This is a genomic window from Pseudomonas sp. DSV-1 (assembly GCF_035830915.1).
Lineage (GTDB): Bacteria > Pseudomonadota > Gammaproteobacteria > Pseudomonadales > Pseudomonadaceae > Aquipseudomonas.
This window is the reverse complement of sequence record NZ_JAYMYG010000001.1, coordinates 4,415,848-4,438,677: the sequence shown is the minus strand read 5'-3', so window position 1 is coordinate 4,438,677 and position 22,830 is coordinate 4,415,848. Positions and strand designations below refer to the sequence as shown.

General features: G+C 60.1%; 17 protein-coding genes. 14 read left to right on the top strand and 3 right to left on the bottom strand.

Annotated features, from left to right (window positions below; translation table 11 throughout):
- Positions 1-52: 52 nt before the first annotated feature.
- Together VSQ83_RS20760 and VSQ83_RS20755 are read right to left on the bottom strand one after the other, a co-directional pair.
- Positions 53-1,513, bottom strand: coding sequence for an ArnT family glycosyltransferase (locus VSQ83_RS20760; RefSeq protein WP_326427422.1), 1,461 nt, complete (start codon positions 1,511-1,513; stop codon positions 53-55).
- A gap of 198 nt (positions 1,514-1,711) precedes the next feature.
- Positions 1,712-3,007 carry a carbohydrate porin gene (locus VSQ83_RS20755; protein ID WP_219262371.1) on the bottom strand — a complete coding sequence of 432 codons (1,296 nt, stop codon included), beginning with the start codon at positions 3,005-3,007 and terminating at the stop codon, positions 1,712-1,714.
- Positions 3,008-3,184: 177 nt separating this feature from the next.
- Between VSQ83_RS20755 and VSQ83_RS20750 the strand changes: the two genes are divergently transcribed.
- From VSQ83_RS20750 to VSQ83_RS20695, 12 genes are all read left to right on the top strand, one after another.
- Positions 3,185-4,198 carry an ATP-grasp domain-containing protein gene (locus VSQ83_RS20750; RefSeq protein WP_219262372.1) on the top strand — a complete coding sequence of 338 codons (1,014 nt, stop codon included), beginning with the start codon at positions 3,185-3,187 and terminating at the stop codon, positions 4,196-4,198.
- A 94-nt stretch (positions 4,199-4,292) separates the two neighbouring features.
- The gene (locus VSQ83_RS20745) at positions 4,293-5,429 is read left to right on the top strand and encodes a phosphoribosyltransferase domain-containing protein (RefSeq protein ID WP_219262373.1); all 1,137 of its coding nucleotides are present in this window, start codon (positions 4,293-4,295) and stop codon (positions 5,427-5,429) included.
- Positions 5,419-6,177, top strand: coding sequence for a trehalose phosphatase (locus tag VSQ83_RS20740; RefSeq protein WP_219262374.1), 759 nt, complete (start codon positions 5,419-5,421; stop codon positions 6,175-6,177). Before VSQ83_RS20745 ends, VSQ83_RS20740 begins: the two co-directional genes overlap by 11 nt.
- Positions 6,170-7,264: a cysteine protease StiP family protein gene (locus tag VSQ83_RS20735; RefSeq protein ID WP_219262375.1), complete on the top strand. Its 1,095-nt coding sequence runs from the start codon at positions 6,170-6,172 to the stop codon at positions 7,262-7,264. The genes VSQ83_RS20740 and VSQ83_RS20735 overlap by 8 nt, the downstream gene beginning before the upstream one ends.
- Positions 7,264-8,223, top strand: coding sequence for an HpcH/HpaI aldolase/citrate lyase family protein (locus VSQ83_RS20730; RefSeq protein WP_133078832.1), 960 nt, complete (start codon positions 7,264-7,266; stop codon positions 8,221-8,223). Before VSQ83_RS20735 ends, VSQ83_RS20730 begins: the two co-directional genes overlap by 1 nt.
- Positions 8,220-8,894: an HAD-IB family hydrolase gene (locus tag VSQ83_RS20725; RefSeq protein ID WP_133078833.1), complete on the top strand. Its 675-nt coding sequence runs from the start codon at positions 8,220-8,222 to the stop codon at positions 8,892-8,894. The genes VSQ83_RS20730 and VSQ83_RS20725 overlap by 4 nt, the downstream gene beginning before the upstream one ends.
- 73 nt (positions 8,895-8,967) lie before the next feature.
- Positions 8,968-9,558, top strand: a complete 591-nt coding sequence (locus VSQ83_RS20720; protein ID WP_133078834.1) for a TerD family protein — start codon at positions 8,968-8,970, stop codon at positions 9,556-9,558.
- Positions 9,555-10,760, top strand: a complete 1,206-nt coding sequence (locus VSQ83_RS20715) for a TerD family protein (protein ID WP_133078835.1) — start codon at positions 9,555-9,557, stop codon at positions 10,758-10,760. Before VSQ83_RS20720 ends, VSQ83_RS20715 begins: the two co-directional genes overlap by 4 nt.
- A 66-nt stretch (positions 10,761-10,826) precedes the next feature.
- Positions 10,827-11,276 (top strand): tellurite resistance TerB family protein, encoded by a 450-nt coding sequence (locus VSQ83_RS20710; protein ID WP_133078836.1) that lies wholly within the window; start codon positions 10,827-10,829, stop codon positions 11,274-11,276.
- 7 nt (positions 11,277-11,283) lie between these two features.
- Positions 11,284-12,330: a TerC/Alx family metal homeostasis membrane protein gene (locus VSQ83_RS20705; protein WP_133078837.1), complete on the top strand. Its 1,047-nt coding sequence runs from the start codon at positions 11,284-11,286 to the stop codon at positions 12,328-12,330.
- A gap of 26 nt (positions 12,331-12,356) precedes the next feature.
- Positions 12,357-12,932: a TerD family protein gene (locus VSQ83_RS20700; protein ID WP_133078838.1), complete on the top strand. Its 576-nt coding sequence runs from the start codon at positions 12,357-12,359 to the stop codon at positions 12,930-12,932.
- A 39-nt stretch (positions 12,933-12,971) separates the two neighbouring features.
- The gene (locus tag VSQ83_RS20695; RefSeq protein WP_133078839.1) at positions 12,972-13,550 is read left to right on the top strand and encodes a TerD family protein; all 579 of its coding nucleotides are present in this window, start codon (positions 12,972-12,974) and stop codon (positions 13,548-13,550) included.
- Between the two features lie 82 nt (positions 13,551-13,632).
- Here the strand turns inward: VSQ83_RS20695 and VSQ83_RS20690 are convergent, their stop codons facing one another.
- Positions 13,633-16,602 carry an autotransporter outer membrane beta-barrel domain-containing protein gene (locus VSQ83_RS20690; RefSeq protein ID WP_326427421.1) on the bottom strand — a complete coding sequence of 990 codons (2,970 nt, stop codon included), beginning with the start codon at positions 16,600-16,602 and terminating at the stop codon, positions 13,633-13,635.
- Between the two features lie 183 nt (positions 16,603-16,785).
- Between VSQ83_RS20690 and VSQ83_RS20685 the strand changes: the two genes are divergently transcribed.
- Together VSQ83_RS20685 and VSQ83_RS20680 are read left to right on the top strand one after the other, a co-directional pair.
- Positions 16,786-21,498 (top strand): AAA domain-containing protein, encoded by a 4,713-nt coding sequence (locus VSQ83_RS20685; protein ID WP_326427420.1) that lies wholly within the window; start codon positions 16,786-16,788, stop codon positions 21,496-21,498.
- 204 nt (positions 21,499-21,702) lie between these two features.
- Complete coding sequence (locus VSQ83_RS20680; RefSeq protein ID WP_219262379.1) at positions 21,703-22,452, top strand: FadR/GntR family transcriptional regulator; 750 nt, start codon at positions 21,703-21,705, stop codon at positions 22,450-22,452.
- Positions 22,453-22,830: the final 378 nt, after the last annotated feature.

The window sequence follows — 22,830 nt, the reverse complement described above, 5'->3', positions numbered from 1 at the left end:
AATACACCGTGATCGGCCACGTCATATGCCGTTCTGTTGCCCGGGATCAAGTTTATGGGGCGGGAGCGGCCTGGCTGACAAAGTAGAAGTGGTGCCGCCCTACACTGACCTCGTCCAGGATGCTCAGGTTCATCCCCGGTACCTCGGGCTTTTCCACCAGGGCGATATGGTCGGGCGATGCACTGAGAAACGCCTGCAGTTCTGCTGTTGAGTTGAGCGTGTGTTGCAATTGCTGGCTGTAAAACACCACGGCACCCAGGCGCTCGTCGGGCCTGAGGAGCGCCACCTGTTTACCGCGGGCTTGCAGATCCATGACGTAGGCCGCCAGAGGCTGGAATGACTCTTCCTTATCGGCAAGGGGTGCCCGGTGCGCTGCCAGCAGATAGGCGGCTACCAGGCCCGCCAGCAGTGCGGCAGCCAGTGGCCGGTGGTAGTCGCTGAGGAACCTGGCCGTGGCCGACACCGGACTTTTTTTGCGCAGCCAGTCCACAATCACCTGGGCGTATTGCGCGGCAATCACGGCGGCTGCGGGTGCCATCGACATCATGTACACCGCACGCTTGCTGGAGGCGAAGTTGAGCAGCGCAAATTGCGCCACCAGCCACACGCAGAAAAACAGCAGGAACGGATTGCTTCGCAGTTGTTTGCGAAAGTGCCACAGGCCCAGATAAGTCAGCAGGTTCCACGGTAAAAAGGCTTCGGGCAGTTTTCGCAGGTAATAGTAAAACGGTTCGTAATGCCCGGCCTCGACAAACGACCCACTGAAGCGACCCACGCTGTTGGTCCACAACAGTTCGCTGACCGCCTGCATTCCGCCGCGCTGGTAGAGCACGCACAGCCAGATGAACAGCGGGATTAGCCCGAGCAGAGTCAGCAACCCCGGGCGTAGCCAATTGCGCAGGACGAAGCGTTTCTCTATCAGGCTTTCACACACCAGATAGGTAAAAATCACGATCCCCGGCAGCGCCAGGCCCAACACGCCTTTACTCAGGGTGGCAATGGCAATCCCGGCGGCAAACAACAGCCAGGGGCCCCAGGCAAAACGCAGCTGGCGGCTGGCATAGAAAAACGCCAGCAAGGCCATGGTCACACCCAGAGTGAGCAGCGCATCTTCGCCTACTTGACGGGTGTTACCCCAGAAAATGCCCATCGTTGCCAGCATCGCTGCTGCTGTCCAGGCCAGTGCCGTGGGGCGTGCGAGTTTGCGCAGCATGACGTACAGCAACATCACACAAAACAATCCGGCAAAGGCTGATGCCAGTCGCACGGCGAATAGCTGGGCGCCGAACACGCGGAGGGCGCCAGCGTCCAGCCACAGGCTGAGCGGTGGTTTTTCCAGGAAGGGTTCGTTGAGCAGGTGGGGTGTCACCCAGTCGTCGCTCAAGTGCATCTGCATGGCGATACCCGCCACCCTGGACTCGGTCGACCCCTGCAATTGGTGATTGCCCAGTGCAAAGAAGAACAGCACGCAACCGAGCAGTAATAACAGTAGAGCGGGGCGAGTCAGGCGCATTGGGCTACCAGGCAGTCATCGAATGGAATACTGCGCTGGAGTATAGGAGGGGAGTTCTTAACAAATTGTGAAAGCTGGCAGGCCAACCACACATCCCTGTGGGAGCGGGCTTGCTCGCGATGGTATCGCCGCGGTCTGACTGCAAAACCGCCGTGATAGCATCGCGAGCAAGCCCGCTCCCACAATAAACCCAAGCCGTCAGAACGTCGCTTTGACCTGCAATCCCGCGACCAGGGCATTGCTGCGGCTGGCGCCATAGAACGCACCGGGTTCGATGATGTACTGAAGGTCGGGACGCAACAGCAGCCACGGCGTGACTTGTGCGCCATAGTTCAGTTCAAGCAACTGCTCGCCGCTGTCCAGGCTGGCAATCATGTCGGCTTGCTCAGGGCTGCTGGCAGCCGCTTCTTGTACATCCCGTGAGCGCGAGTTGAACACGGCGCGACCATAGGCGAAGGCGATGCTGTCTTTAGGACGGCTGGCAAATGGCTTTTGCTTGACCAGACCCACCGAGTACCAGTGGCTCATCGGTGAGGTCGCGGCATTGCTGCGGGCCGCCTGGCCAAAGGCGCGCAACACGCTTTCGGGGTCTTGCTCGTCACGCCAGATGGCCTGGTCGACCAGCACGTAAGCACCGGTACGGTTGTTGGCTTTTTGCGTGCTGCCAATTTTGCGGGTGTTGGAGGTGTCGTAGTACCAGCCCACTTTGTATTGGCCATTGAGCCAGGCGTCGTGGGTGAAAATCGCCTCCAGCGGCATGATCGCCCCCGTCGTGCCTTTGGTGGTCATGCTGAAGGCTTCCGAGGAGCGGCTGTTGTACTCGGGGTTGACCTGGAAGACAGCGGTTTGCAGGGTCAGTGCCGGGCTTACGGTGTAGCGCAATTCGCCACCCCAGTGACCGGTCGGGTAGTTGGTCCAGCCACTGCCGTTGGACTGGGTCAGCGGGTGTGCGCAAAAACCGGCGTTGACGAAGCTGGTCAGCAACGGCATGCCGCCAAAATCATTGCCCATCGGCATGAAGCCCAGCTTGGTGGTCAGGTCTTCGGAAAACAGGGTGCGCTGGTAGCTGAACTCAGACAGACGGGTGTAGTTGCCGCCAGCGTTTTCCTGGATCGGCAGGCGGTTGCCTACCAGATCTTCAGAGGCGCTGTGGCCGCGACGATCATTGACGGTGATTTGCACCAGGCCAGCATCGGCGGTGCCGAGCAGCTTGCTCAGGTCGAACTGGGCGCCGATACGCACTTGCTGCGAATAACGGGTGCCGTGCTTGATCCCGCCATGCAGGTTGGAAAAGGTTTCGGAGTTGTAGTCACCGGTCAGTTTGACGCCTTTATCCATCAACTTCTGGCGCTCGCCGCCCCAGTCGCCGGTCAGGGTCGAACGGTTCATCAGGTTGTCGGTGGTGTCGGCCAGTACGCAGGCAGGCGTCAGGGCCAGCAATGACAAGCCGCTGCACAAGCTGGTGTTCAGCAGGGCGCGGGAAGAGAAAAACATCTACAGAAGCTCCTTCGAATGAAGTGCCGGCGAACAGGGCGCGACACGATGCCGCACATTATGAACTAGTTGGTTAATAATTTTCATATTTGGTTACACGGGCTCCCCATAATGACTGAGGGCGTCGGTTACACCCTTGCGCTAGACTCCCGCGTTTATCCGTACCAAGGGATGTTCATGATCTGGTTTCTTGAAGGGCAGTCCAGCCAGCGCGACGTGATTGCAGGTGCCCGGGCGGCGCTGCCCGATGACGTGCGGATTTATGCCTCGCACCGACAAAATCGCCCTGAAATTACCGGGTTGGCGGATGTCGCCTGGAGCGAGCCGCAGGACAATCAAGAGCGCATCGACTGGGTGATCGAACAGGCACGGGCCCATCAGATCAAGGTCGTGCTGGCCGGGCGTATCGGGCAGGTTTATGAGGCTCACCGGGCCGCGTTCGAGTCTGCCGGACTGCAATTGGTGACCGGGGCTCTGGATCTGGACACCTTTGAACGGGTGGACGACAAGTCTGCGTTCACTCGCGAGGCCCTGGCAGCAGGGTTGGCGTGTATCCCGGCGATTACCGTGAGCACCCGCGCCGAGTTGCAAGAGGCATATGCCCAACTCGCCCGTGACGGTCAGGTGTGTGTAAAACCGACTCGCGGCATTTACGGTCAGGGCTTTTGGCGCCTGGCCGATGACGTGGATCCGTTTCGCAGCTTTGCCAACGCCGATGCCCATGAAGTCAACGCCCAGGTATTTGCCCAGGCCTACGGCCAATCAGCTGCCCCCAAGCCGTTGCTGGTCATGCCCTACATGCCCGGCAGCGAGTGTTCGGTGGACATGGTGTGCGAAGCTGGCGAGGTCGTGGCCCATGTCGCACGACGCAAACAGGGCCTGATGCAGACGTTCGAGCGCGAGGGTGCAGCGGTCGGGCTGGCGATCAAGGCGGCGCGGCACTTCAAGTGCGACGGCATCGTCAATGTGCAAACCCGCGATGATGCCGCAGGCCAGCCGCACTTGCTGGAGATCAATCTGCGTTACTCCGGTGGCATTGGCTATACCCGTGAAGCAGGTGTGAATCTGCCCGGGATTTTTGCCGCTCGCCGTCTTGGCATGCCCGTTCCGGGCAGCGTCTGGCGCGAAGATGTTCAGGTCAAGGCGATCACCGTCGTGGTTCCGGTTCGCGGGAATTCGCTGCTGGGTTGAGTTGACTTGTGCGGTAACCATTTTTCGCTTGTTTTAAGTGATCGACTCGCTGATCGTCCCCCACTTTTTAAGTATTTCCAGGTAGTAAATGTTGATGAATAGCGCTAACCCCGTGACCGATCCCAAGGTTTTGCATGCAAACCTCAAGCGCGGTCGTCTGGAGGTACAGGTCAATGCATCGACCTTTGATCCACAGGCACTTTTCGATTTCGCCGAGCGGCGCAATCCAAAACGGGCTTTTTTGTTTGTTTCCCGCGTGCTGGGTCGCCATATCCCGGCCCGTCCCTCACTGATGGCTGAAAGCTTCAATGCACTGGCCAGCAAGATCCCCGCTGACTTGCCCGGCCCGGTGCTGGTGATCGGCATGGCCGAAACGGCCGTCGGTCTGGGGGCAGGCGTACACCGTGCGTTGAGCCAGACACGCAATGACAGCGTGTACCTGTGCAGCAGTCGCCACCCCACGGGCAGCGAGCTGTTTGCCCGCTTTGAAGAAGAGCACAGCCACGCCAGCTCGCACCTGCTGCACCTGCCGCTAGATGCGCGCACCCGCGAAATGATGCTCAGTGCCCGCTCGCTGGTGCTGGTGGACGACGAAGCGTCGACCGGCAATACCTTTATCAACTTGTCCCGGGCGCTGGCTGAAGCGGGACTGGATTCCATCGAGCGGATTGTCACCGCGACCCTGACCGACTGGTCTCAGGATGCGGTGCGCAAGGCAATGGGCGATCACGTCACGAGCGTCTCTTTGCTCGACGGTCGCTACACATTCGCCGAAGATCCTGCCGCAGAACTGCCCGAAATGCCCGAAGTGGGCAGTGTGGCCCAAGGCGACTGGGCCCTCGATCCAGACCGCGACTGGGGCCGCATGGGTGTGCGTGAGCACCTCGATACGCTGGCGCCCGATGTGCAAGTGGCGCCCGGTGAGCGGGTGCTGGTGATTGGCACCAGTGAGTTTGTCTGGCGCCCGTTCCTGCTGGCCGAGCGACTTGAGCGGGCGGGGGCCGATGTGCGCTTCAGCTCCACCAGCCGTTCGCCAATTGCCTTGGGCCATTGCATCGACCATGCGTTGTCGTTCTCTGACAACTACGGCCTGGGCATCCCCAACTTTCTTTATAACGTCGCCCCCGGCCAGTTTGACCGGGTGCTGATTTGCAGCGAAACCCCGGCAGCTGCCGTCGACCCGGCGCTGGTCAGCGCATTGAATGCGCAGGTAATCGTTGATGAGCAGTAATCGCCCTCTGGTGTTCGTTGATCTGGACGACACCCTGTTTCAAACCGCCCGCAAAATGGGCGATGAGCCCCGTTTTGCGGCCACGCTGGACGTGGACGGCCAGCCCAACGGCTTCATGAGCGCCACCCAGAAGAGCTTTGTTGAATGGTTGCTGGCGACCAGCGACGTGGTCCCGGTGACCGCGCGCAGCATCGAAGCCTATCAGCGGGTGCAATTACCCTTCGTCCGCGGTGCGGTCTGTGCCCACGGCGGGGTCATCCTCAACCCGGATGGCTCGCTGGACCTGGATTGGCATGCACGGATGTGCGAGGCGCTGGCACTTGAGCAAACCCGTCTGCACCAGCTGAGCGAGCAAACCCTGGCCATTGGCGCAGAGCTGGGGTTCTCGTTGCGTGGCTGGGTAGTCGAAGAGCAGGGGCTGGCCAACTACGTCGTCACCAAGCACAACAACGAAACCGACGAAGCGCTGCTCATCGTGCTGGCCGAGGTCAGGGCGCGGGGCTTGCTCGACGGGCTGTATGTGCACGGCAATGGCAATAATCTGGCGTTCCTGCCCCAGGCCTTGCAAAAGCGTGAAGCGGTACGCGAGTGGATCCGCCGCGATCAGGCGATCAACGGCAAGCGCCCGTTGTTGGGCTTTGGCGACAGTGTGTCGGACCTGGGCTTTATGGCCGAATGCGACTGGTGGGGCACGCCCAAGCGTGGCCAGCTGGCCAGTCATGTGCTGGCGAGCGTTGACCATGAGTAATGCTTTTGCAGGTCTGGAGACTGTCGGCAGTGGCAGCTATGACGCTGATGACGTGCACTTTTTACTGCGTACCTTGCAGATCGAAGTTACCGACGTGCAGGAAAAAGAGCGGCTGATCCAGACCCGGCAGCGTCATTACTCCGAAATGATCAGCCAGGAACATGCGCCGTCAGACACCCATAAAAGCCTCTATCAGCTGGCCCTGGCACAGAACGGCGCCCGCATGGCGGCTGATGTGCAGGCGCTGGCGCTGGCGTTGAATGAACGCTACAGCGGCTCGACGATTGCGCTGGTGTCGTTTGTGCGGGCCGGTTTGCCGCTGGGTGTGTTGCTGCGCCGGGCGCTGCTCGATCTGGGCCGTGAGGCGGCGCATTACGGGGTCAGCATTATTCGTGACCGTGGAATCGACAACGTCGCACTCGAAGCTATCATCAAGACCCACGGTGCCGAGAACATCGTGTTTGTCGATGGCTGGACCGGCAAGGGCGCGATCAGCGGCCAGATCCGCGACAGCCTGGCCGGGGATTCGCGTTTTCCGCCAGATCCGCGACTGGTGGTCCTGGCCGATCCCTGTGGTCGCGCCTGGCTGGCGGCATCGGCTGAAGACTGGCTGATTCCGTCGGGCATTCTGGGCGCCACGGTGTCGGGGCTGGTTTCCCGTTCCATCTGGCCACAAGACCCGGGCCTGCATGGCTGCGTGGTGTATGACCATTTGGCGGAACACGACGTAACCATGAGTTTTATCCACAGCATCGAAGCCGAGCGTGCGCTGCTTGCCCCCCAGGCGAGTGCGCAACCCTGGACAGCGGAGCAGGCCGCAGCGTTGCAACACTCGGCTGTCGCTGCGGTCGAACGTATCTCGACCCGGTTTGCGGTGACCAACCCCAATCGGGTCAAACCGGGTATCGCCGAGGCAACCCGCGCCGTGATGCGCCGTGTGCCGGACCACGTACTGGTGCGCAACCGTGACGATCAGGACGTGCAATTGCTCCTGCACCTTACGCGCCAGGCCAACATCGAGGTCCAGGAGGTCGGTGATGAATTGGGGCCGTATCGCGCTGTGACCGTAATCAGGAGTGTTCGCTGATGATCAAGCATTCAGCCTATGCCTTGGGCGCCACACTTTATATGCCGGCTACCCGCCCCGACATTCTGGAGGTGGTGCTGGGCGAGAAGATCCAGGGTTTGCGCTCGCTGGTGGTGTGCCTGGAAGACGCTGTGGCCGAAACCGACGTGCAGCAGGGGCTGAACAACCTCAAAAACCTGCTGCTGGGGATCGAAGCGCGAGGCGGTCGTCCGTCCGTCGGTCCTATCCTGTTTGTACGGCCACGGGACGCGGCGATGGCAGCGGTCCTCAATGAATGGTCGCTGATGCGCCATGTTGACGGTTTTGTGGTGCCCAAGCTGAGCCTGGGCAATATCCGCGAGTGGCAGCAGGCGGTGACCCGCGACGACCTGATGCTCATGCCCACCCTGGAAACCCCGGAAGTCTTTGTTCCCGATGCGATGGTTGAGCTGCGCAGCGCCCTGCTGGAACAATTGCCGGGGCGTATTATTGCGTTACGCATTGGTGGTAACGACCTGATGGGCTGCCTGGGGTTGCGCCGTCACCCGGCCATGACCCTTTACAGCACGCCCATGAGCTATGTGATTCCCATGTTGTGCGGGATCATGGGCTCTGCAGGCTTTGCCCTGACCGCACCGGTGTTCGAGCAACTGAATACACCGCACTTGCTGGAGCAAGAGCTGGCGCTGGATATGGCCCACGGGCTTGTGGGTAAAACCGCTATCCACCCGTCGCAAATTGCAGTTATCCACAGGGCGCTGCAAGTCAGCCTTGAAGATCTCAACAGTGCACGCCAAATACTGAGTGAGGCGGCGCCTGCGGTGTTCAAGTTCAACGACGCCATGTGCGAGCCTGCGACCCATTACAAATGGGCGCAAAAAATTATTGAGCGAGCGCATTGGCAGGGGGTTCGCCCCGAAATTGCCAGCTCGTCAGACACTTTTGGAGGCAGCCTTAGATTGGCTGAATTAGTGGGTTGAACGACGTTTTGAATACACCGGTTAAAGGCAAGCAGGTTCTGTCAGCGTTCGATTTCGATGGCACGTTGACCTATCACGACACGTTTGTGCCGTTTTTGCGCTTTGCCTTTGGCAATCGGCTGTTCGCGATGCGCTTGTTCCGGATGATTCCGGCCACTGCGTGCTACCTGCTGGGTAGGATTTCGCGTAATGCGCTTAAAGAAAAGCTCATCGCGGTCTACCTGACAGGTGCCAAAGAGGCGTGGGTAAAAGAGCGCGCAGAAGCATTTTGTGACGTTTCGTGGCAGCGCCTAATGCGGCCTTTGGGCTTAACATCCGTCGCCAACCAGCTGGAGCAGGGCGCCAACGTCACCATTTGCTCGGCGTCCCCTGAATTGGTGCTCGCACCGTTTGCCAAAAAACTCGGTATTGGCCTGATCGGAACGCGGTTGGCGTCAGTCGATGGCGTGCTGACGGGGGATATCGACGGTATCAACTGTCGCTGTGAACAAAAAGTCATCCGGCTGGAGGCGCAATACGGGCCTTTGGACCAATACACATTACGTGCCTGGGGTGACACCGTGGGCGATGAACAGATGCTCGGGGCCGCTCAGGAGCCACATTGGCGCGAATTTCACGCGCTGTGGCGTCGCAAGCGGCCACTTGACGTGTGTTTGCGTGAAGGGCTGTAAGCCAGGCGTAAGCAAAGCGTGTCAATAATCAGCAATTACCTATCGTGCTTGAGTGCAGACAAGGAGACGCTTCATGGCCATTTCGCTGTCCAAGAATCAAACCATTTCTCTCGAGAAAGAAGCTGGAACCGGTCTCAAGAAAATCCGCATGGGCCTGGGCTGGGACCCGGTAAAACCGAGCGGTTTTTTTGCCAAACTGCTGAGCAGTGATGCTGCCATCGACCTGGATGCATCGTGCATCCTGCTCGACAGTGCCAAGCAAGCGCTGGACCTGGTGTGGTTCCGCCAGCTCAAGTCCAACGACGGCTCCATCGTTCACTCCGGCGATAACCGCACGGGTGAGGGCGATGGCGACGACGAATCGATCCTGGTCAACCTGGAACAGCTGCCGGCCGGGGTCAAGCACCTGGTGTTTACCGTGAACTCGTTCACCGGGCAAAACTTTGAAGCCGTAGAAAACGCCTACTGCCGCATTGTTGATGAGCTGACCGGCAAAGAGCTGGCGCGCTTCAACCTGTCGGACAAAGGTCGTCACACAGGCGTGGTCATGGCGTACATCAGCCGCACAGCTGCTGGCTGGGACCTGACCGCTATCGGCACCGTGGCCAATGGTCGTACCGCACAGGATCTGGCCAGCGATGCGGCCCAGGCGGTGCGTGTATGACGACGTTGACTCCTGGCGCCAATACCGCTGTCGCTGCCGGCAGCCTGAGCGTCACCATCAGCTACACGCCGGTGGCAGGCGCTGATCTGGACGTGTCTGCCTTCCTGCTCAATGAGTCGGGCAAGGTGCGCGGCGACAACGACATGTGCTTCTTCGGCCAGCAAAGCGTCAACAATGGCGCGGTCAAGCTGGTCGAGTCGGCGGCCGGTCGCAGTGTGTTCAGTGTCAATCTGGACGCCATTGATCAGGCCATCGAGAAAGTCGCCCTGACCGCGACCATCTACGAGAACAAGGCCCGGTTCGATGCCTTCCCGCAACTGACCGTATCGGTGAGCGGCGGCATTGAAGCTCCGATCCCGACCCAGGGCATGCAAGAAACCGCGTTGATCCTGGGCGAGTTCTATCGCCGTCAGGGCGCGTGGAAATTCCGCTGCGTGGCCCAGGGCTTTGCCGGTGGTCTGGCGCCTTTGGCTCAGCACTTCGGCGTTGATATTGCTGCTCCTGCTCCTGCTCCAGCACCGGCAGCCGCGCCCACGCCAGTGGCACCGCCACCGCCTGCTCCGGCACCGGCCGCCAAGATCAATCTGTCGAAGATCACGCTCGACAAGCAGCGTCCGTCCATCAGCCTTGAGAAAAAGGACGGTGACTTCGGCGAAATCAAAATCAACCTGAACTGGAACCGTACCAACCCCAATGCAGGTGGCGGTGGCGGCTTTTTCGCCTCGTTGCGCGGCAAGTCGGGTGGTATCGATCTGGACGTGGGTTGCCTGTACGAAATGGACAACGGCCGCAAAGGCGCGGTTCAGGCCCTGGGCAATGCCTTCGGTGATTTCCGTGACGAGCCGTTTATCCAGTTGATGGGCGACGACCGTACCGGCTCTGTGAGCGACGGCGAGTGGTTGCGTATCAACGGCAAGGAGTGGCGCAAGATGCGTCGCGTGCTGGTTTACGCGTTTATCTACGAAGGCGCCCCGAACTGGCAGGCCACAGACGGCGTTATCACCTTGTACATTCCGGGTGAGCCGCCGATCGAAGTGCGCCTGAGCGAAGAGGGTGGCACCAAGGGCATGTGCGCCATCGCCCTGCTGGAAAACGTCGGTGGCAGCGTGAAGGTCAACCGTCGGGTTGAGTTCTTCAAGGGCCATTCCGACATGGATAAAGCTTTCGGCTGGGGCATGCGCTGGGCTGCCGGTTCCAAATGAGCGCTCTGTAAGTGGCCGCCTGATGAAACAGGCGCCGTACCTGCAATTTCTGACAAGGTGACTCCAATGCTCGAATGGCTCAAAACCAACGCCACTGCCGCCCGTGACAAGCTCTCGGCGGAAGTCAGCAAGTTCAAGAACCGTGAGTTCATGGAAGCCGTGGTTTCCGGGTGCGCACTGGTGGCGGCTGCCGATGGCAACATCAGCAGCGACGAAAAACAGAAGATGGTCGGGTTTATTCAAAACTCGAATGAGCTGAAGGCTTTTGACGTTAAAGACGTGATCAAGGCTTTCAACGCCGTCTGCGAAAAATTTGAGTTTGATCAGCAGATCGGTCGCGCCGAGGCGCTGAAGTCGATTGGTCAACTGCGTAAAAAAGAAGATGCCGCCCGCCTGCTGGTGCGTGTTTGCTGCGCAATCGGTAGCGCCGACGGCAACTTCGATGAAAGTGAGCGGGCTGCTTGCCGCATTATCTGCAATGAGCTGGGGTTGAACCCTGGCGATTTTGATCTCTGAGGACATCATGGAAAACACGGCAATTGGCTTTCCGCCAACTACCATCGCTGTATTTGTGGCTCTGGCGGTCATTGCTCTGGCAATCGACCTGTTTACCCACAAAAGCGATAAACCGGTCTCGCTGACCAACGCCGCCGTCTGGTCGGTGTTCTGGGTGCTGATCTCCCTCGCCTTTGCGGGCTACCTGTATTACGCCCACGGCCCAAGCGTGGCCAGCCTGTTCGTGACCGGTTACGCGCTGGAAAAAGTCCTCAGCGTCGACAACCTGTTCGTGTTCATGGCGATCTTTGCCTGGTTCAAGATCCCGGACGCGCTGCGTCACCGTGTTCTGTACTGGGGCATCATCGGCGCCATCGTCTTCCGCCTGATTTTCGTGGCGATCGGTACCGGTCTGCTGGCGTTTGGCCCTTGGGTCGAAGTGCTGTTTGCGGTGGTCGTGGCCTGGACGGCGATCATGATGCTGCGCAGCAAGGAAGAAGATGAGGAGGAGGATTACTCCAAGCACATTGCCTACCGTTTTGCGAAAAAACTGTTCCCGGTTTGGCCAAAGCTGCACGGACATAATTTCTTTGTTTCGCGCACAGAGCTTGAAAAAGAGATCACGAAGCCGCAGAACAAGGGAATGACCCTTGTAGGCAAGGGCGCTCTTTTTGCGACACCACTGTTTTTGTGTGTGGTCGTGGTTGAAGTTTCAGACATTCTGTTTGCCTTCGACTCCGTACCGGCAGTGATTGCCGTGAGCCGTGAACCCCTGATCGTGTACTCGGCCATGATGTTCGCCATTCTGGGCCTGCGGACCATGTACTTCGTTCTCGAAGCGCTGAAACGCTACCTGGTACACCTGGAAAAATCGGTTATCGCGCTGTTGTTCTTTATCGCCGGCAAGCTGGCCCTGAACGCAACCGATCACCTGTTTGGCCACGGCATCAGCATTGATCCAAACACCAGCCTGATAGTGGTGTTGGTGGTATTGGCCATCGGTATTGTGGCCAGCATCATCTTTCCAGGTAAGGAAGAAGAGCAATCCGACGTTAAAAACGACACGAACGCTTGATCGCACATTATTAAGGAGAATTACACATGGCACTTTCCCTTTCCAAAGGCGGCAACCTGTCCCTCTCCAAAGAAGCTCCGGGGATGACTAAAGTCCTCGTGGGTCTGGGCTGGGATGCTCGTTCCACCGATGGTCAAGACTTCGACCTGGATGCGAGCGCTTTCTTGCTCAAGGCTGACGGTAAAGTCCGCGCTGACTCCGATTTCATTTTTTACAACCAGCTCAAAAGCGTTGACGGCTCGGTTGAGCACACGGGCGACAACCGTACCGGTGAAGGCGACGGCGATGACGAGGCGATCAAGGTCGACCTGTCCAAAGTACCTGCTGACATCGACCGTATCGCGTTCACCGTGACCATTCACGAAGCCGATGCACGCAGGCAGAACTTCGGTCAGGTGCGCAATGCGTTCATCCGCATTGTGAACCAGGACAACAACAACGAAGTGGCGCGTTATGACCTGGCTGAAGACGCCAGCACCGAAACCGCGATGATCTTTGCCGAGCTGTATCGCAATGGCGCCGAGTGGAAATTCCGCGCTGTGGGTCAAGGTTTTGCCGGCGGCCTCAAGCCATTGGCTGAAAGCTACGGTCTGAAATTCTAATCTGCACCCCATCAACTTTTCATATAAGGGTTCACGAACATGGCAGTAAGTCTGAGTAAAGGCGGCAACGTTTCCCTGACCAAAGAAGCTCCGGGCCTGACCGAAGTGATTGTGGGCCTGGGTTGGGATCCGCGTGTGACTGACGGCCAGGAGTTCGACCTGGACGCCTCGGTGTTCATTGTTGGCGAGAGCGGCAAAGTGCTGAACGACGGCAGCTTTGTGTTCTACAACAACAAGACTTCGCCGGACGGCAACGTTGTGCACCAGGGCGACAACCGCTCGGGCGCTGGCGATGGCGACGACGAACAAGTGAACGTCAACCTGGCGGGTCTGTCGCAAGAAGCCAAGAAACTGGCTTTCGCGGTCACCATCCACGACGCTGATGGCCGTAAACAAAGCTTTGGCCAGGTTTCGAACGCTTACATCCGCGTTCTGAACAAGGCAGACGGCAAAGAGCTGGCACGCTTTGACCTGAGCGAAGACGCTTCGACCGAAACCGCGATGGTATTCGGTGAGCTGTATCGCAATGGCGAAGAGTGGAAGTTCAAGGCTATCGGCCAGGGTTTTGCGGGTGGCTTGGCGCCATTGGCTTCGAACTTTGGCGTTAACCTGGGCTAAACCCCGGCGTTAAACAAAAGGCCCTCCCCGGTTTCGGGGAGGGCCTTTTTTTGTGCATCTGTCCATCACCTGTGGGAGCGGGTCAAAAACTCATTTGCCATTGCCCGATCAACCCGTGGGTGCGGCTGTTGCTGCCCATGTCGCCGGTGTAGCCCACGCCCAGTGTCTGGCGGGCCGACACGCCAATATCCAGCCCGGCTTCCAGCACCAGGCTGTTGCGATCCAGCGCGCTGCCTTCGACATTGAACGCAGAACCGCCGAGCACAAAGCGCTGATTTGTTGAGCTGCTGACATCACCATACGTGTGCTTCCAGCCTGCGCTCAGGCGGGGCGTGATGCTCATGCCGTTTTCCAGTTGGCTCAAATGGGCCAGGCGCACGCCCAGGGTGCTGCTGAAGTTGTCCTGGGTCTGCTTGTCGACGCTCAACGCGGCCGCACCGCCTTTTTCGGTGTAGTGGTCACGCTGGTAGCGTTGATAACCCAGGTTGGCAAACGGCTCGGCACTCAAGCGACCGCTGCCCAGGGCGTAGCCCAGCTCGGCAAAAGCCTGCTGGCTGCTGGCGTGGTAATCGCCCTTGGGCAGGTCGATAAAACCGTTAAACGCCACGCTGCGTTTGCTGTCCCCGTTATGGCCACTGTAGGCCGCGCCCAGACGCACTGCCAGCGCACCGCTCTGGCGTATCCCGTAGACACCCGCATGCCAGCTGTTGACCGTGCCCTCCATAGCACTGCTATCCACATTGGTTTTTGAGTAGCCGCCCAGCATGCCCATGCGCCAGTCCGGTGTCAGGGCCCAGTCGGCGCCCAGCACGCCGCCTTTGGTGCGTTGGGTCAGGTCGCTGTTGCCGTGTGTCCCGTCCAGTCGGCCATAGCTGCCCAGCCCCTGGAGCCAGAGTCGGCCCTGGGCATTCGGGTCATTGAGGTTGCGCACGCCGGGCGGCAGGCCGGTGGCGGCCAGGGCAGGGGTGTCCTGAGCGGCACTGGCGACCCGCAAACCGGCGCCTGAGCCCACGGACTGCATGGCTGCCAACATGCTGCTGCCCACCTGGGACGTGGCGCCCAGAGTGGCGCTGCTCAGGCTGGCGTTGCTGCTGCCGGCCAGTTGCTCAATGGCCGCCCCCGCCGCTTGTGTGCTGGTGTTGAGCAGGGCGTCATGCAACGCGTTGCCCGCCTTGAGCTGGCTCAAACCGATGGCGGCGCTGTGGCCGTTGGCGCTGCTGGCGTACTCGGCAAAGGTCACGTCATTGCGGGCATAGGTCAGCTCGACGCTGGTGGGGGTGTAGTTGAGCGTCGGGGTGAGGAAGGCATAGTCACTGGTGACGTTGCCAAACGTGCCGTCGAGGGTGCCAGCGCTCAGCACGCGGTACTGGCTGAGCCACGGGTAGGTGCCGCTGCCAGCATTGATGGCCAGCGTTGCACCGTTGAGGTGGGCGGTGCCGCCGACCTGCACCGGCGCGCTGCTGCCATCGGCATTGACCCCGTAGGCCAGGGTCGCGCCGCTGCCCAGGGTCAGGTCATGGGTGATGGTCGCGGTGCCCAATTGCGGGCTGGTTTGCAGCGTGCCGTTGACCAGCAGGTTGCCGACACTGCCGCCCCCGGCGTAAATGCCACCTTCGTCCACGGTGAGGGAACCACTGATGGCACCCTGATTGACCAAGCGGGCGCCGCTGAAAATCTCGCCCCCGTCACTGAAATCGTTCTGGCTGGTGAGTGTCCAGCTGCCGGATTTGACGTCCAGCCATTCGAAGTTCCGGCTGTTGCCCAAGCGGCCACCGGCCGGGTCATCCAGAGACACCCGGTCGTAACCGCTGCCGCCGTCCACCAGGCCGTCGAAGCGGCTGGCACTGCCCAGCGTGAGGCGGTCATTGCCACCGCCAAGGTCCAGCGCCTGGCCATTGCTGCCACTGATCAGGCCATTGTTGAAGACCACGTCCTCGAACTCGCCCACGAACTTCACGCCAAAACCGTCCTGGCCCTGGATCGTGCCGTTGTTGATCAACGTGGTGGCGGCCAGCCCTGATCCATCGCTGCCGTCATCCACCAGCACCGCATTGTTGGCGCCGCTGACCCGTGCGCCCAGGGCGTTGTAGATAAAACCACCGCCCAGGGCGATCCCTTCGCTGCCATTGGCAAACCCGTTCTTGTCGACGCCACCGGCGCCGGTGCCCTGAATCACGCCGTAGTTCTCAATATGGGCGATCAGGTCGATATCCACGCCATCGCCGTCACCATTGGGCTTGAGCCCGGAATAGGCGCCGGTGATGGTGCCGTGGTTGATCACGGTGCCATCCCCGTCCGAGCCGAAGCCCGAACCGTTGCGCCCGGTGACGTCGCCATAGTTGATCAGTGTTGCGCCCAGGTCGGTGGTGATGCCGTGGCGCCCGCCCGAGAGGGTGCCGTAGTTGGTCACCGTCACGCCGGTTGCCGAGTCGATGTCGACGCCGTCGAACTTGTTGTCGTCGTTCAGGGCGTCGCCTGTGGAAATCTCACCGTAGTTGAGAATCGTGGCGTTGGAGCCGGTCTTCATGCCGTCGCTGAACTCACCGCGAATCAGCCCGCCTTCGCGGTTGATCAGGGTGGTTTTGACGTCATGGCTGCGCACCGCGTCGAGGTCGATGGCCTGGCCGCTATCGGTGGAGCGAATAGTGCCGCTGTTGTCGATCAGTACACTGCCACTGCTGAACGGGGTGTCGATGCGCAGGGCATCGTTGCTGCCCTGAATCGTCGCGCCGCTGCGGTTGAAAATACTGTAGTTGCGCTCGCCGCTTGCACTGCCACTGCTGTCGATGGCTCGCCCGCCCGTCGAGATCAGGCTGCCTGCGTTGTCGATCATCACGCCCGGGCCGCTGGTGCTGCCCTTGAGCGTGACGGCCACCTTGGCAGTGGTCAGGCTTGCGGCCGGGGTCACTGTCAACGTATCGCTGGCGCTCAGGTTGAGTGCGCTGGTGCCGGGTGAGTCCAGGAGGGTGTCACTGGCAAGTGCCAGCGGAGCAACGGTGCTTGAGCTCAATAGCGCGATGGCGAGCGCAAGGCGTTGGGGGGAGGCAGGCATGACGGGCGACCTTATCGGGAATAACCGGGCCGTCTTTTATAGCGAGTGGTTTTTACAAAATGATGTATCTGAATACCACTTGAACCTCTGTATTGTGTCGGGCATTGCAGGAATTTTCGCTTTCTCCAGGCGCTTTCACGTTTTTTCGATGCGCCCCCCTTATCAAAGTGGTTCAGCTCACACATGGATACAGTACGCGCACGTCTCGCCGGTCTGATTGAATTTGTAAAACAGACGGCACTCATGCAAAAGCGGCCAGCGTTGACCGTCAACCAACACAACGCATTCAGTGCCAGCGAAGAAAAGCTGCGGACACTGCCGGGTGTCAGCCTGGATGTGCTGGAGGGTGACGAAGATGAAGTCTGGTTGCGGCTTGAGCGTTTGCACGAGACCCGCCCGCCCGCGCCCTTGAGCCCGTTGCTGGCGCTGTGGATCGAACTCAAGGGCACGCCGCAAACCGAACCTGCGCTAAAACTTCGGGTGACACGTGAGGCGCTGATCAACAGTGGCCTGTTGTCCGAGCCGCAGCTTACGCGGTTGACCGCAGTCGGCATTGAGCTCAGCGAAGACGCCCCGGTGGATGAGTGGGTGAATCTTGAGGATTGCCTGGACGCTGGCGAGATCAGGGCGCAGTTCAAGTCCTACAGCCAAACTGCCTGGCGACTGTGGGCCGCAGAGGAAAAACTGCGGCGTAAAAGCATCGAACTCTATGCCGAACTGTTTTTGCTGGTGCAGCAGATGCAGGGCAATCTGGGGGATGCGCAACTGGAACTGGTCTGGGGATTGGGCGTTTCGACGTGGGAACATCCCGTGGTTGGCGTCATCCACTACCCGTTGATCAGCCAGTTGGTCGAGATAGCCATCAACCCGGACTCCATGGCCATCGAAGTCCGGCCACGCGCCGCTGAGCCCCGGCTGGAAGTCGACGCCTACGTGGCCGCCGATATTCCGGGGGTAGGGGCATTGGCGACCCTGGCCAAGGATTTCTTCAAGAAAGAGCAGGCCGCAATCAGCCCGTTCAATCCTTCCAGTCATGAACCGGTGATTCGCTCTGCCTCTTCACTGCTCGATGCCCAGGGGCAGTTTTTGCCGGTGACGGTTGCCGAGGGCGATCGCTCGGTGCCCAAGGCCGCCGAGCATTTATGTGTGACAGACACCTGGATCCTGTTTGCCCGCACCCGCGACAGCAATATGTTTATTGAAGACCTGGGCCGTTTTGAAGGCGAGATCGAGGCAATCGGTGAATTACCACCGGCCTTGCAGGCGATCTTGACCGAACCTTCCAGCGTGCTTGAGGACGTAGTCCTGCCCCCGTTCCGGGGTTTGTCCTACGTCAGTGGCTCCCAAGGTGGCGATGCGCCTGGAACCAAGGTTCACGAGCTGTACTTTCCCAAGCCTTACAACGACGAACAGGTGCAAATCATCCAGTTGCTGGAGATGCACGACGGGGTTGTGGTGCAGGGCCCGCCAGGCACCGGCAAGACTCACACCATTGCCAACGTCATCAGCCATTACCTGGCCAATGGCAAGCGGGTGCTGGTGACGTCGATGAAAGACCCGGCACTGGCCGTGCTGCAGGAAAAGCTCCCCGAGGACATTCGCCCGCTGGCAATCAGCCTGCTGAGCAGCGAAGCGGACGGCATGAAGCAGTTCGAATTCGCCATTCAGAAAATCTCAGCTGAGGTCCAGCGGATTGATCGGTCGCTGTACAAGCGCGAAATCGGCCAGATTGACGACGAAATCAATACCCTCCACGGTCAGATGACCAGTGTCGACCGTGAGATTACCCACTGGGCCGAACGCAACCTGTCAGACCTGGAAATCGACGGCGAACGCCTGAGCCCGACCCATGCCGCGTTGCAGGTCGCTGCGGCGCAAGACGAGATCAACGGCTTTGCCGATCAGATCGGGGTGGGGGACGAACATCGCCCGCGTTTCAGCCTGCAAGACATCATCGCCTTGCGTGAAGCGCGGCTTGAACTCAAGGATTCGCTGGCTTATCTGGGCCACAAAGTCCCGCAACTGGCCGACTTCCCGGATGCGCAAACGCTGATTCAGGTCCATCAGGATCTGGCCCGGGAAAGCCAGTTGCAGCACAAGGAAAGCACGGGCGAGGTGCCGCGTTTGCTGGACGCCAGCACGCAGACCCTGGAGCAGGCACAGGCTCTGGTGGATCACCTGGAGCAGTTGCAGGCACTGCGAGTGCAGCTCAAAAGCGCAGAGCACCCGTGGGTGCCGGCCATGCAGGCCTACTTGTCGCGCAACCCCAATGCCGATGTGCTGGGGCTTTTTGACAGCCTCAAGGGCGAGATCGAAGCGGCGCTGACAGGTCGCAAGGCATTTGTAGCCCGGCCGGTGAGCTTGTCATTCGAGCTCCAGGCGCAGCCCGAAGTGGTGGCCGCCATCGATAACCTGGCCCAGGGACGACGCCCGTTCGGGTTGTCCGGCCTGATCGGCAAGGGCAGCCAGAGGCAGTTGCTGGACGCCATTCTGGTGCTGGGCAGCAAGCCGCAGAACGATCAGGACTGGGTGCACGTGCAGGCATTTGTGCGCTTCCAGCAACTGGGACGAACGTTGCTGTTGCGCTGGAATGCACTGGCTGGCGAGATGCCGCTGCCGACCCTTGAAACCGATGCCGAGCAACTGCTGGCGGCGGCCCGGGCGATCGAACAGTACGGCGATATTGTCCGCGCCGAGCAGGGCGAAATCCGTGCGCAAACCGAGCTCAGGCACCTGCTCGTGGACTGGGCCGACGTCAGTCAGTTGCGCAGTGACGAGGCGGTACTGGGCAAGGGCGAAGGCTTTTTGCGCCATCACCTGATGCGTCACCGACTGGCGGCTACCTGGGCCATCAAGCACACCTTCAACACAGCACTGGCCGGTTGTGGCGGTGTAGTGAGCGAGCGCCTGCAAGGGTTTCTTGACACCAGTCTGGGTCAGCCGCAGGTGACGACCGCCGAACTTCAGGTGCAGTGGTCCGAACTGATGGACGAGCTGCGCCGGGTGTTGGCTTTGACGGGTGCGCTCGGCACGGTGCAACAGGTGACGGACCTCATCGCACACAGCGGCGGCCTGATTTGGACCGCCCGTTTGCGCGACGAACCGAGCCTGGAGCCGGTGGATGATCTGCTCCCGGACAACTGCCTGGAGGTGTGGCGCCTGAGCCGTCTGGCGCGTTACCTCGACAGTATCGACGGGCGCGAAGACCTCAAGCGCCTGTTCACATTACGCGGTGAACTGGAGCTGAACCTGTCGCGCCTGTATCAGGATGCGGTGGTCAAACGCACCTGGCTGCGGTTGTCGGAGAACGCCACGCCGAGTGTCAGGGCCGCCCTGGAGTTGTACCGCACCGCGATCCGCAAAATCGGCAAGGGGACGGGCGTTCGTGCCGGGCGTTACCGGCAGGACGCACGATTGGCCGCCAATGTGGCGATCTCGGCGATCCCGTGCTGGATCATGCCCCATTACCGCATTTGCGAAAGTTTGCCGGCCCAGTACGGTGCCTTTGATCTGGTGATCATCGATGAGGCGTCCCAGTCTGACCTGACGGCACTGCCAGCGTTGTTGCGGGCGAAAAAAGTGCTGGTGGTGGGCGATGACAAACAAGTCTCGCCGGACGGTATCGGCATGGAAGAAGAGCGTGTGCAGAACATGATGGCGCGCTTCTTGGGCAATCAGGTCGGGCTCTACCGGCCATTGATGTCCCCCGAGCGTTCGCTGTACGACCTGTTCAAAGTGGTGTTTGCCAAGAGCGGCACCATGCTGCGCGAGCATTTCCGCTGCGTGGCGCCGATCATCGAATACTCCAAGCGTGAGTTCTACAACCACGAACTCAAGCCACTGCGCCTGCCGATGATGACCGAGCGCCTGGACCCGCCGCTGGTGGATTTGCGGGTAATGGACGGGGAGAAAAAGGGCAAGTTCAACCTCGGCGAAGCCAATGTGATTGTCGAGGAAATCCGCCGCCTGATTGCCATGCCGCAGATCGCGGGGCGCAGCATTGGCGTGGTCTCGTTGCTGGGGGCCGAGCAGGCGCAAAAAGTCATGCAGATGCTGACCAAGGAGCTGGGTGAAGAAGTGATCACCCAGTTCCAGATCAGCTGTGGCGATGCGCGCACTTTCCAGGGCAAGGAGCGGGACATCATGTTCCTGTCGATGGTGGCCAGCCCCGGCGACTGTTTTGCCAACAGCCGCGACTCGATTGCCCAGCGCTTCAATGTGGCCGCGTCGCGGGCGCGGGACCGAATGTATCTGGTGCGCAGCGTCGAGCTCACCGACCTGAGTGCGGTCGATGGTTTGCGCCGAGGCCTGATTGAACACTTTGAGACCCCGTTTACGCAGGATGCCGCGCAGGTCAGCGATCTGCGCGAGTTGTGCGAATCGGGTTTCGAGCGCGATATGTACGATGAACTGACGCAGCGCGGTTATCGGGTTATCCCGCAGGTTGGCGTCGGGGCTTATCGGATCGACATGGTGGTGGAGGGGGACAACGACAGCCGCCTTGCGATCGAGTGTGATGGCGACCGCTTTCACGGGCTGGACCGCTGGGACAGCGACATGCGCCGCCAGCGCATTCTGGAGCGTGCGGGCTGGCGCTTCTGGCGCTGCTTCGCGTCGGCGTTCACGTTGAATCGCCAGATGATCATTGAAGATTTGCTGGCCACCTTGAAGGCCATGAACATCGAGCCTGCCAGTGGGGAAGGGGCGGCTCCGAGCATTCATGTCGAGCGGCGCCAGGTGTATGGCTTTCGTCGTGCCAGTGCATCAGCGCAGGAGGAGGGGAGTCGGCCTTATGACAACCGGCCGGCCAAGGACCCGTTTTTGTTCTGGATCCCGGACGTCCCGTTTGTCGTGAGTGAGCGTCAAGCGGATGAGTCCTCGCCGCAGACGGCCTGATAAGCCCGCGGGCAGCATCGCAGGCAAGACGGCGGCGGCAGGTTTTGCGTTCACCTGTGTCAGCGGGTGATCGTACAACCGGCTTGAGCTATGATGCATCCATGCGGGAGCACAGCAGCACGGACGTCCGGTGTGTCAGGGCGATTTTTCAGCTGCTTTCATGAAGTGCCCCTGACCCCTTTGATTTCGAGAAAAATGTTCAACATGGATAACCAGATCGACGTACCCCGCCTCCCTCGCAAGCGCCGCAGCCTCGCGCAAGAGTTGGTGACGGTGCTGTCCGAGCAGATCCGCGACGGTAAGCTCAAGCGTGGCGACAAGTTGCCTACCGAGTCAGCGATCATGGAGGCGCACGGCGTCAGCCGCACGGTGGTGCGCGAAGCGATTTCTCGTTTGCAGGCGGCCGGCCAGGTCGAGACCCGCCACGGTATCGGCACCTTTGTGCTGGATACGCCGAGCCCGAGCGGTTTTCGGATCGACCCGGCGACTGTCGTTACCTTGCGCGATGTGCTGGCGATTCTTGAACTGCGTATCAGCCTTGAAGTGGAGTCTGCCGGGTTGGCTGCCCAGCGTCGCAATGAGGAACAATTGGCAGCGATGCGTGCAGCGCTGGATGCCCTGAATGAAAACGCGGCACGCAATGGCGATGCCGTGGCGTCGGACTTTCAGTTCCACCTGCAGATTGCGCTGTCGACGGGCAACCGCTACTTCACCGACATCATGACTCACCTGGGCACCAGCATCATTCCGCGTACCCGTCTCAATTCTGCGCGTCTGGCCCATGATGACCAGCAGCACTACATGACCCGGCTCAACCGCGAGCACGAAGAAATCTACCAGGCCATTGCCCGTCAGGATTCCGAAGCGGCCCGTGCGGCCATGCGCCTGCACCTGACCAACAGCCGCGAACGCCTGCGTCATGCCCATGAAGAAGCAGAAGCGCAACGCGGGTAGTCGTTTGTAATCGTTGTAGCCGCTGAGGAGCGAAGCGAGGCTGCGATCGGCGGCGAAGCCGTCGCAGGATCAGACTGCAAGACCGCAGCCTTAGGCTTTACGGGTGCTGCATCACGCCGGTCGCAGCCTTGCTTCGCTCCTCAGCGACTACAGGTCAGGCGCATGAAACGGTTGTTCTCAGACAACCTACCTCCTCTCTGAAATTAAATTTCAACCCTGCGCAACTCTCACAAAGCCCGTATTAGACGGGCTTTGTGATTTTCATCAGGCCAAATTCAGACGCCGCTGAACACGAATGCACGAAATGATATTGACGTTATCTTTTTAAGTTGTACGATGACGTACGACGTAGCGAAGTGCTTACGTATTTTTCATCAC

Bases quoted from the DNA above. Each gene is read 5' to 3' on its own strand.
- VSQ83_RS20760 (WP_326427422.1), bottom strand. From the start codon at position 1,513: ATGCGCCTGACTCGCCCCGCTCTACTGTTATTACTGCTCGGTTGCGTG.
- VSQ83_RS20755 (WP_219262371.1), bottom strand. From the start codon at position 3,007: ATGTTTTTCTCTTCCCGCGCCCTGCTGAACACCAGCTTGTGCAGCGGC.
- VSQ83_RS20750 (WP_219262372.1), top strand. From the start codon at position 3,185: ATGATCTGGTTTCTTGAAGGGCAGTCCAGCCAGCGCGACGTGATTGCA.
- VSQ83_RS20745 (WP_219262373.1), top strand. From the start codon at position 4,293: ATGAATAGCGCTAACCCCGTGACCGATCCCAAGGTTTTGCATGCAAAC.
- VSQ83_RS20740 (WP_219262374.1), top strand. From the start codon at position 5,419: ATGAGCAGTAATCGCCCTCTGGTGTTCGTTGATCTGGACGACACCCTG.
- VSQ83_RS20735 (WP_219262375.1), top strand. From the start codon at position 6,170: ATGAGTAATGCTTTTGCAGGTCTGGAGACTGTCGGCAGTGGCAGCTAT.
- VSQ83_RS20730 (WP_133078832.1), top strand. From the start codon at position 7,264: ATGATCAAGCATTCAGCCTATGCCTTGGGCGCCACACTTTATATGCCG.
- VSQ83_RS20720 (WP_133078834.1), top strand. From the start codon at position 8,968: ATGGCCATTTCGCTGTCCAAGAATCAAACCATTTCTCTCGAGAAAGAA.
- VSQ83_RS20715 (WP_133078835.1), top strand. From the start codon at position 9,555: ATGACGACGTTGACTCCTGGCGCCAATACCGCTGTCGCTGCCGGCAGC.
- VSQ83_RS20710 (WP_133078836.1), top strand. From the start codon at position 10,827: ATGCTCGAATGGCTCAAAACCAACGCCACTGCCGCCCGTGACAAGCTC.
- VSQ83_RS20705 (WP_133078837.1), top strand. From the start codon at position 11,284: ATGGAAAACACGGCAATTGGCTTTCCGCCAACTACCATCGCTGTATTT.
- VSQ83_RS20700 (WP_133078838.1), top strand. From the start codon at position 12,357: ATGGCACTTTCCCTTTCCAAAGGCGGCAACCTGTCCCTCTCCAAAGAA.
- VSQ83_RS20695 (WP_133078839.1), top strand. From the start codon at position 12,972: ATGGCAGTAAGTCTGAGTAAAGGCGGCAACGTTTCCCTGACCAAAGAA.
- VSQ83_RS20690 (WP_326427421.1), bottom strand. From the start codon at position 16,602: ATGCCTGCCTCCCCCCAACGCCTTGCGCTCGCCATCGCGCTATTGAGC.
- VSQ83_RS20685 (WP_326427420.1), top strand. From the start codon at position 16,786: ATGGATACAGTACGCGCACGTCTCGCCGGTCTGATTGAATTTGTAAAA.
- VSQ83_RS20680 (WP_219262379.1), top strand. From the start codon at position 21,703: ATGGATAACCAGATCGACGTACCCCGCCTCCCTCGCAAGCGCCGCAGC.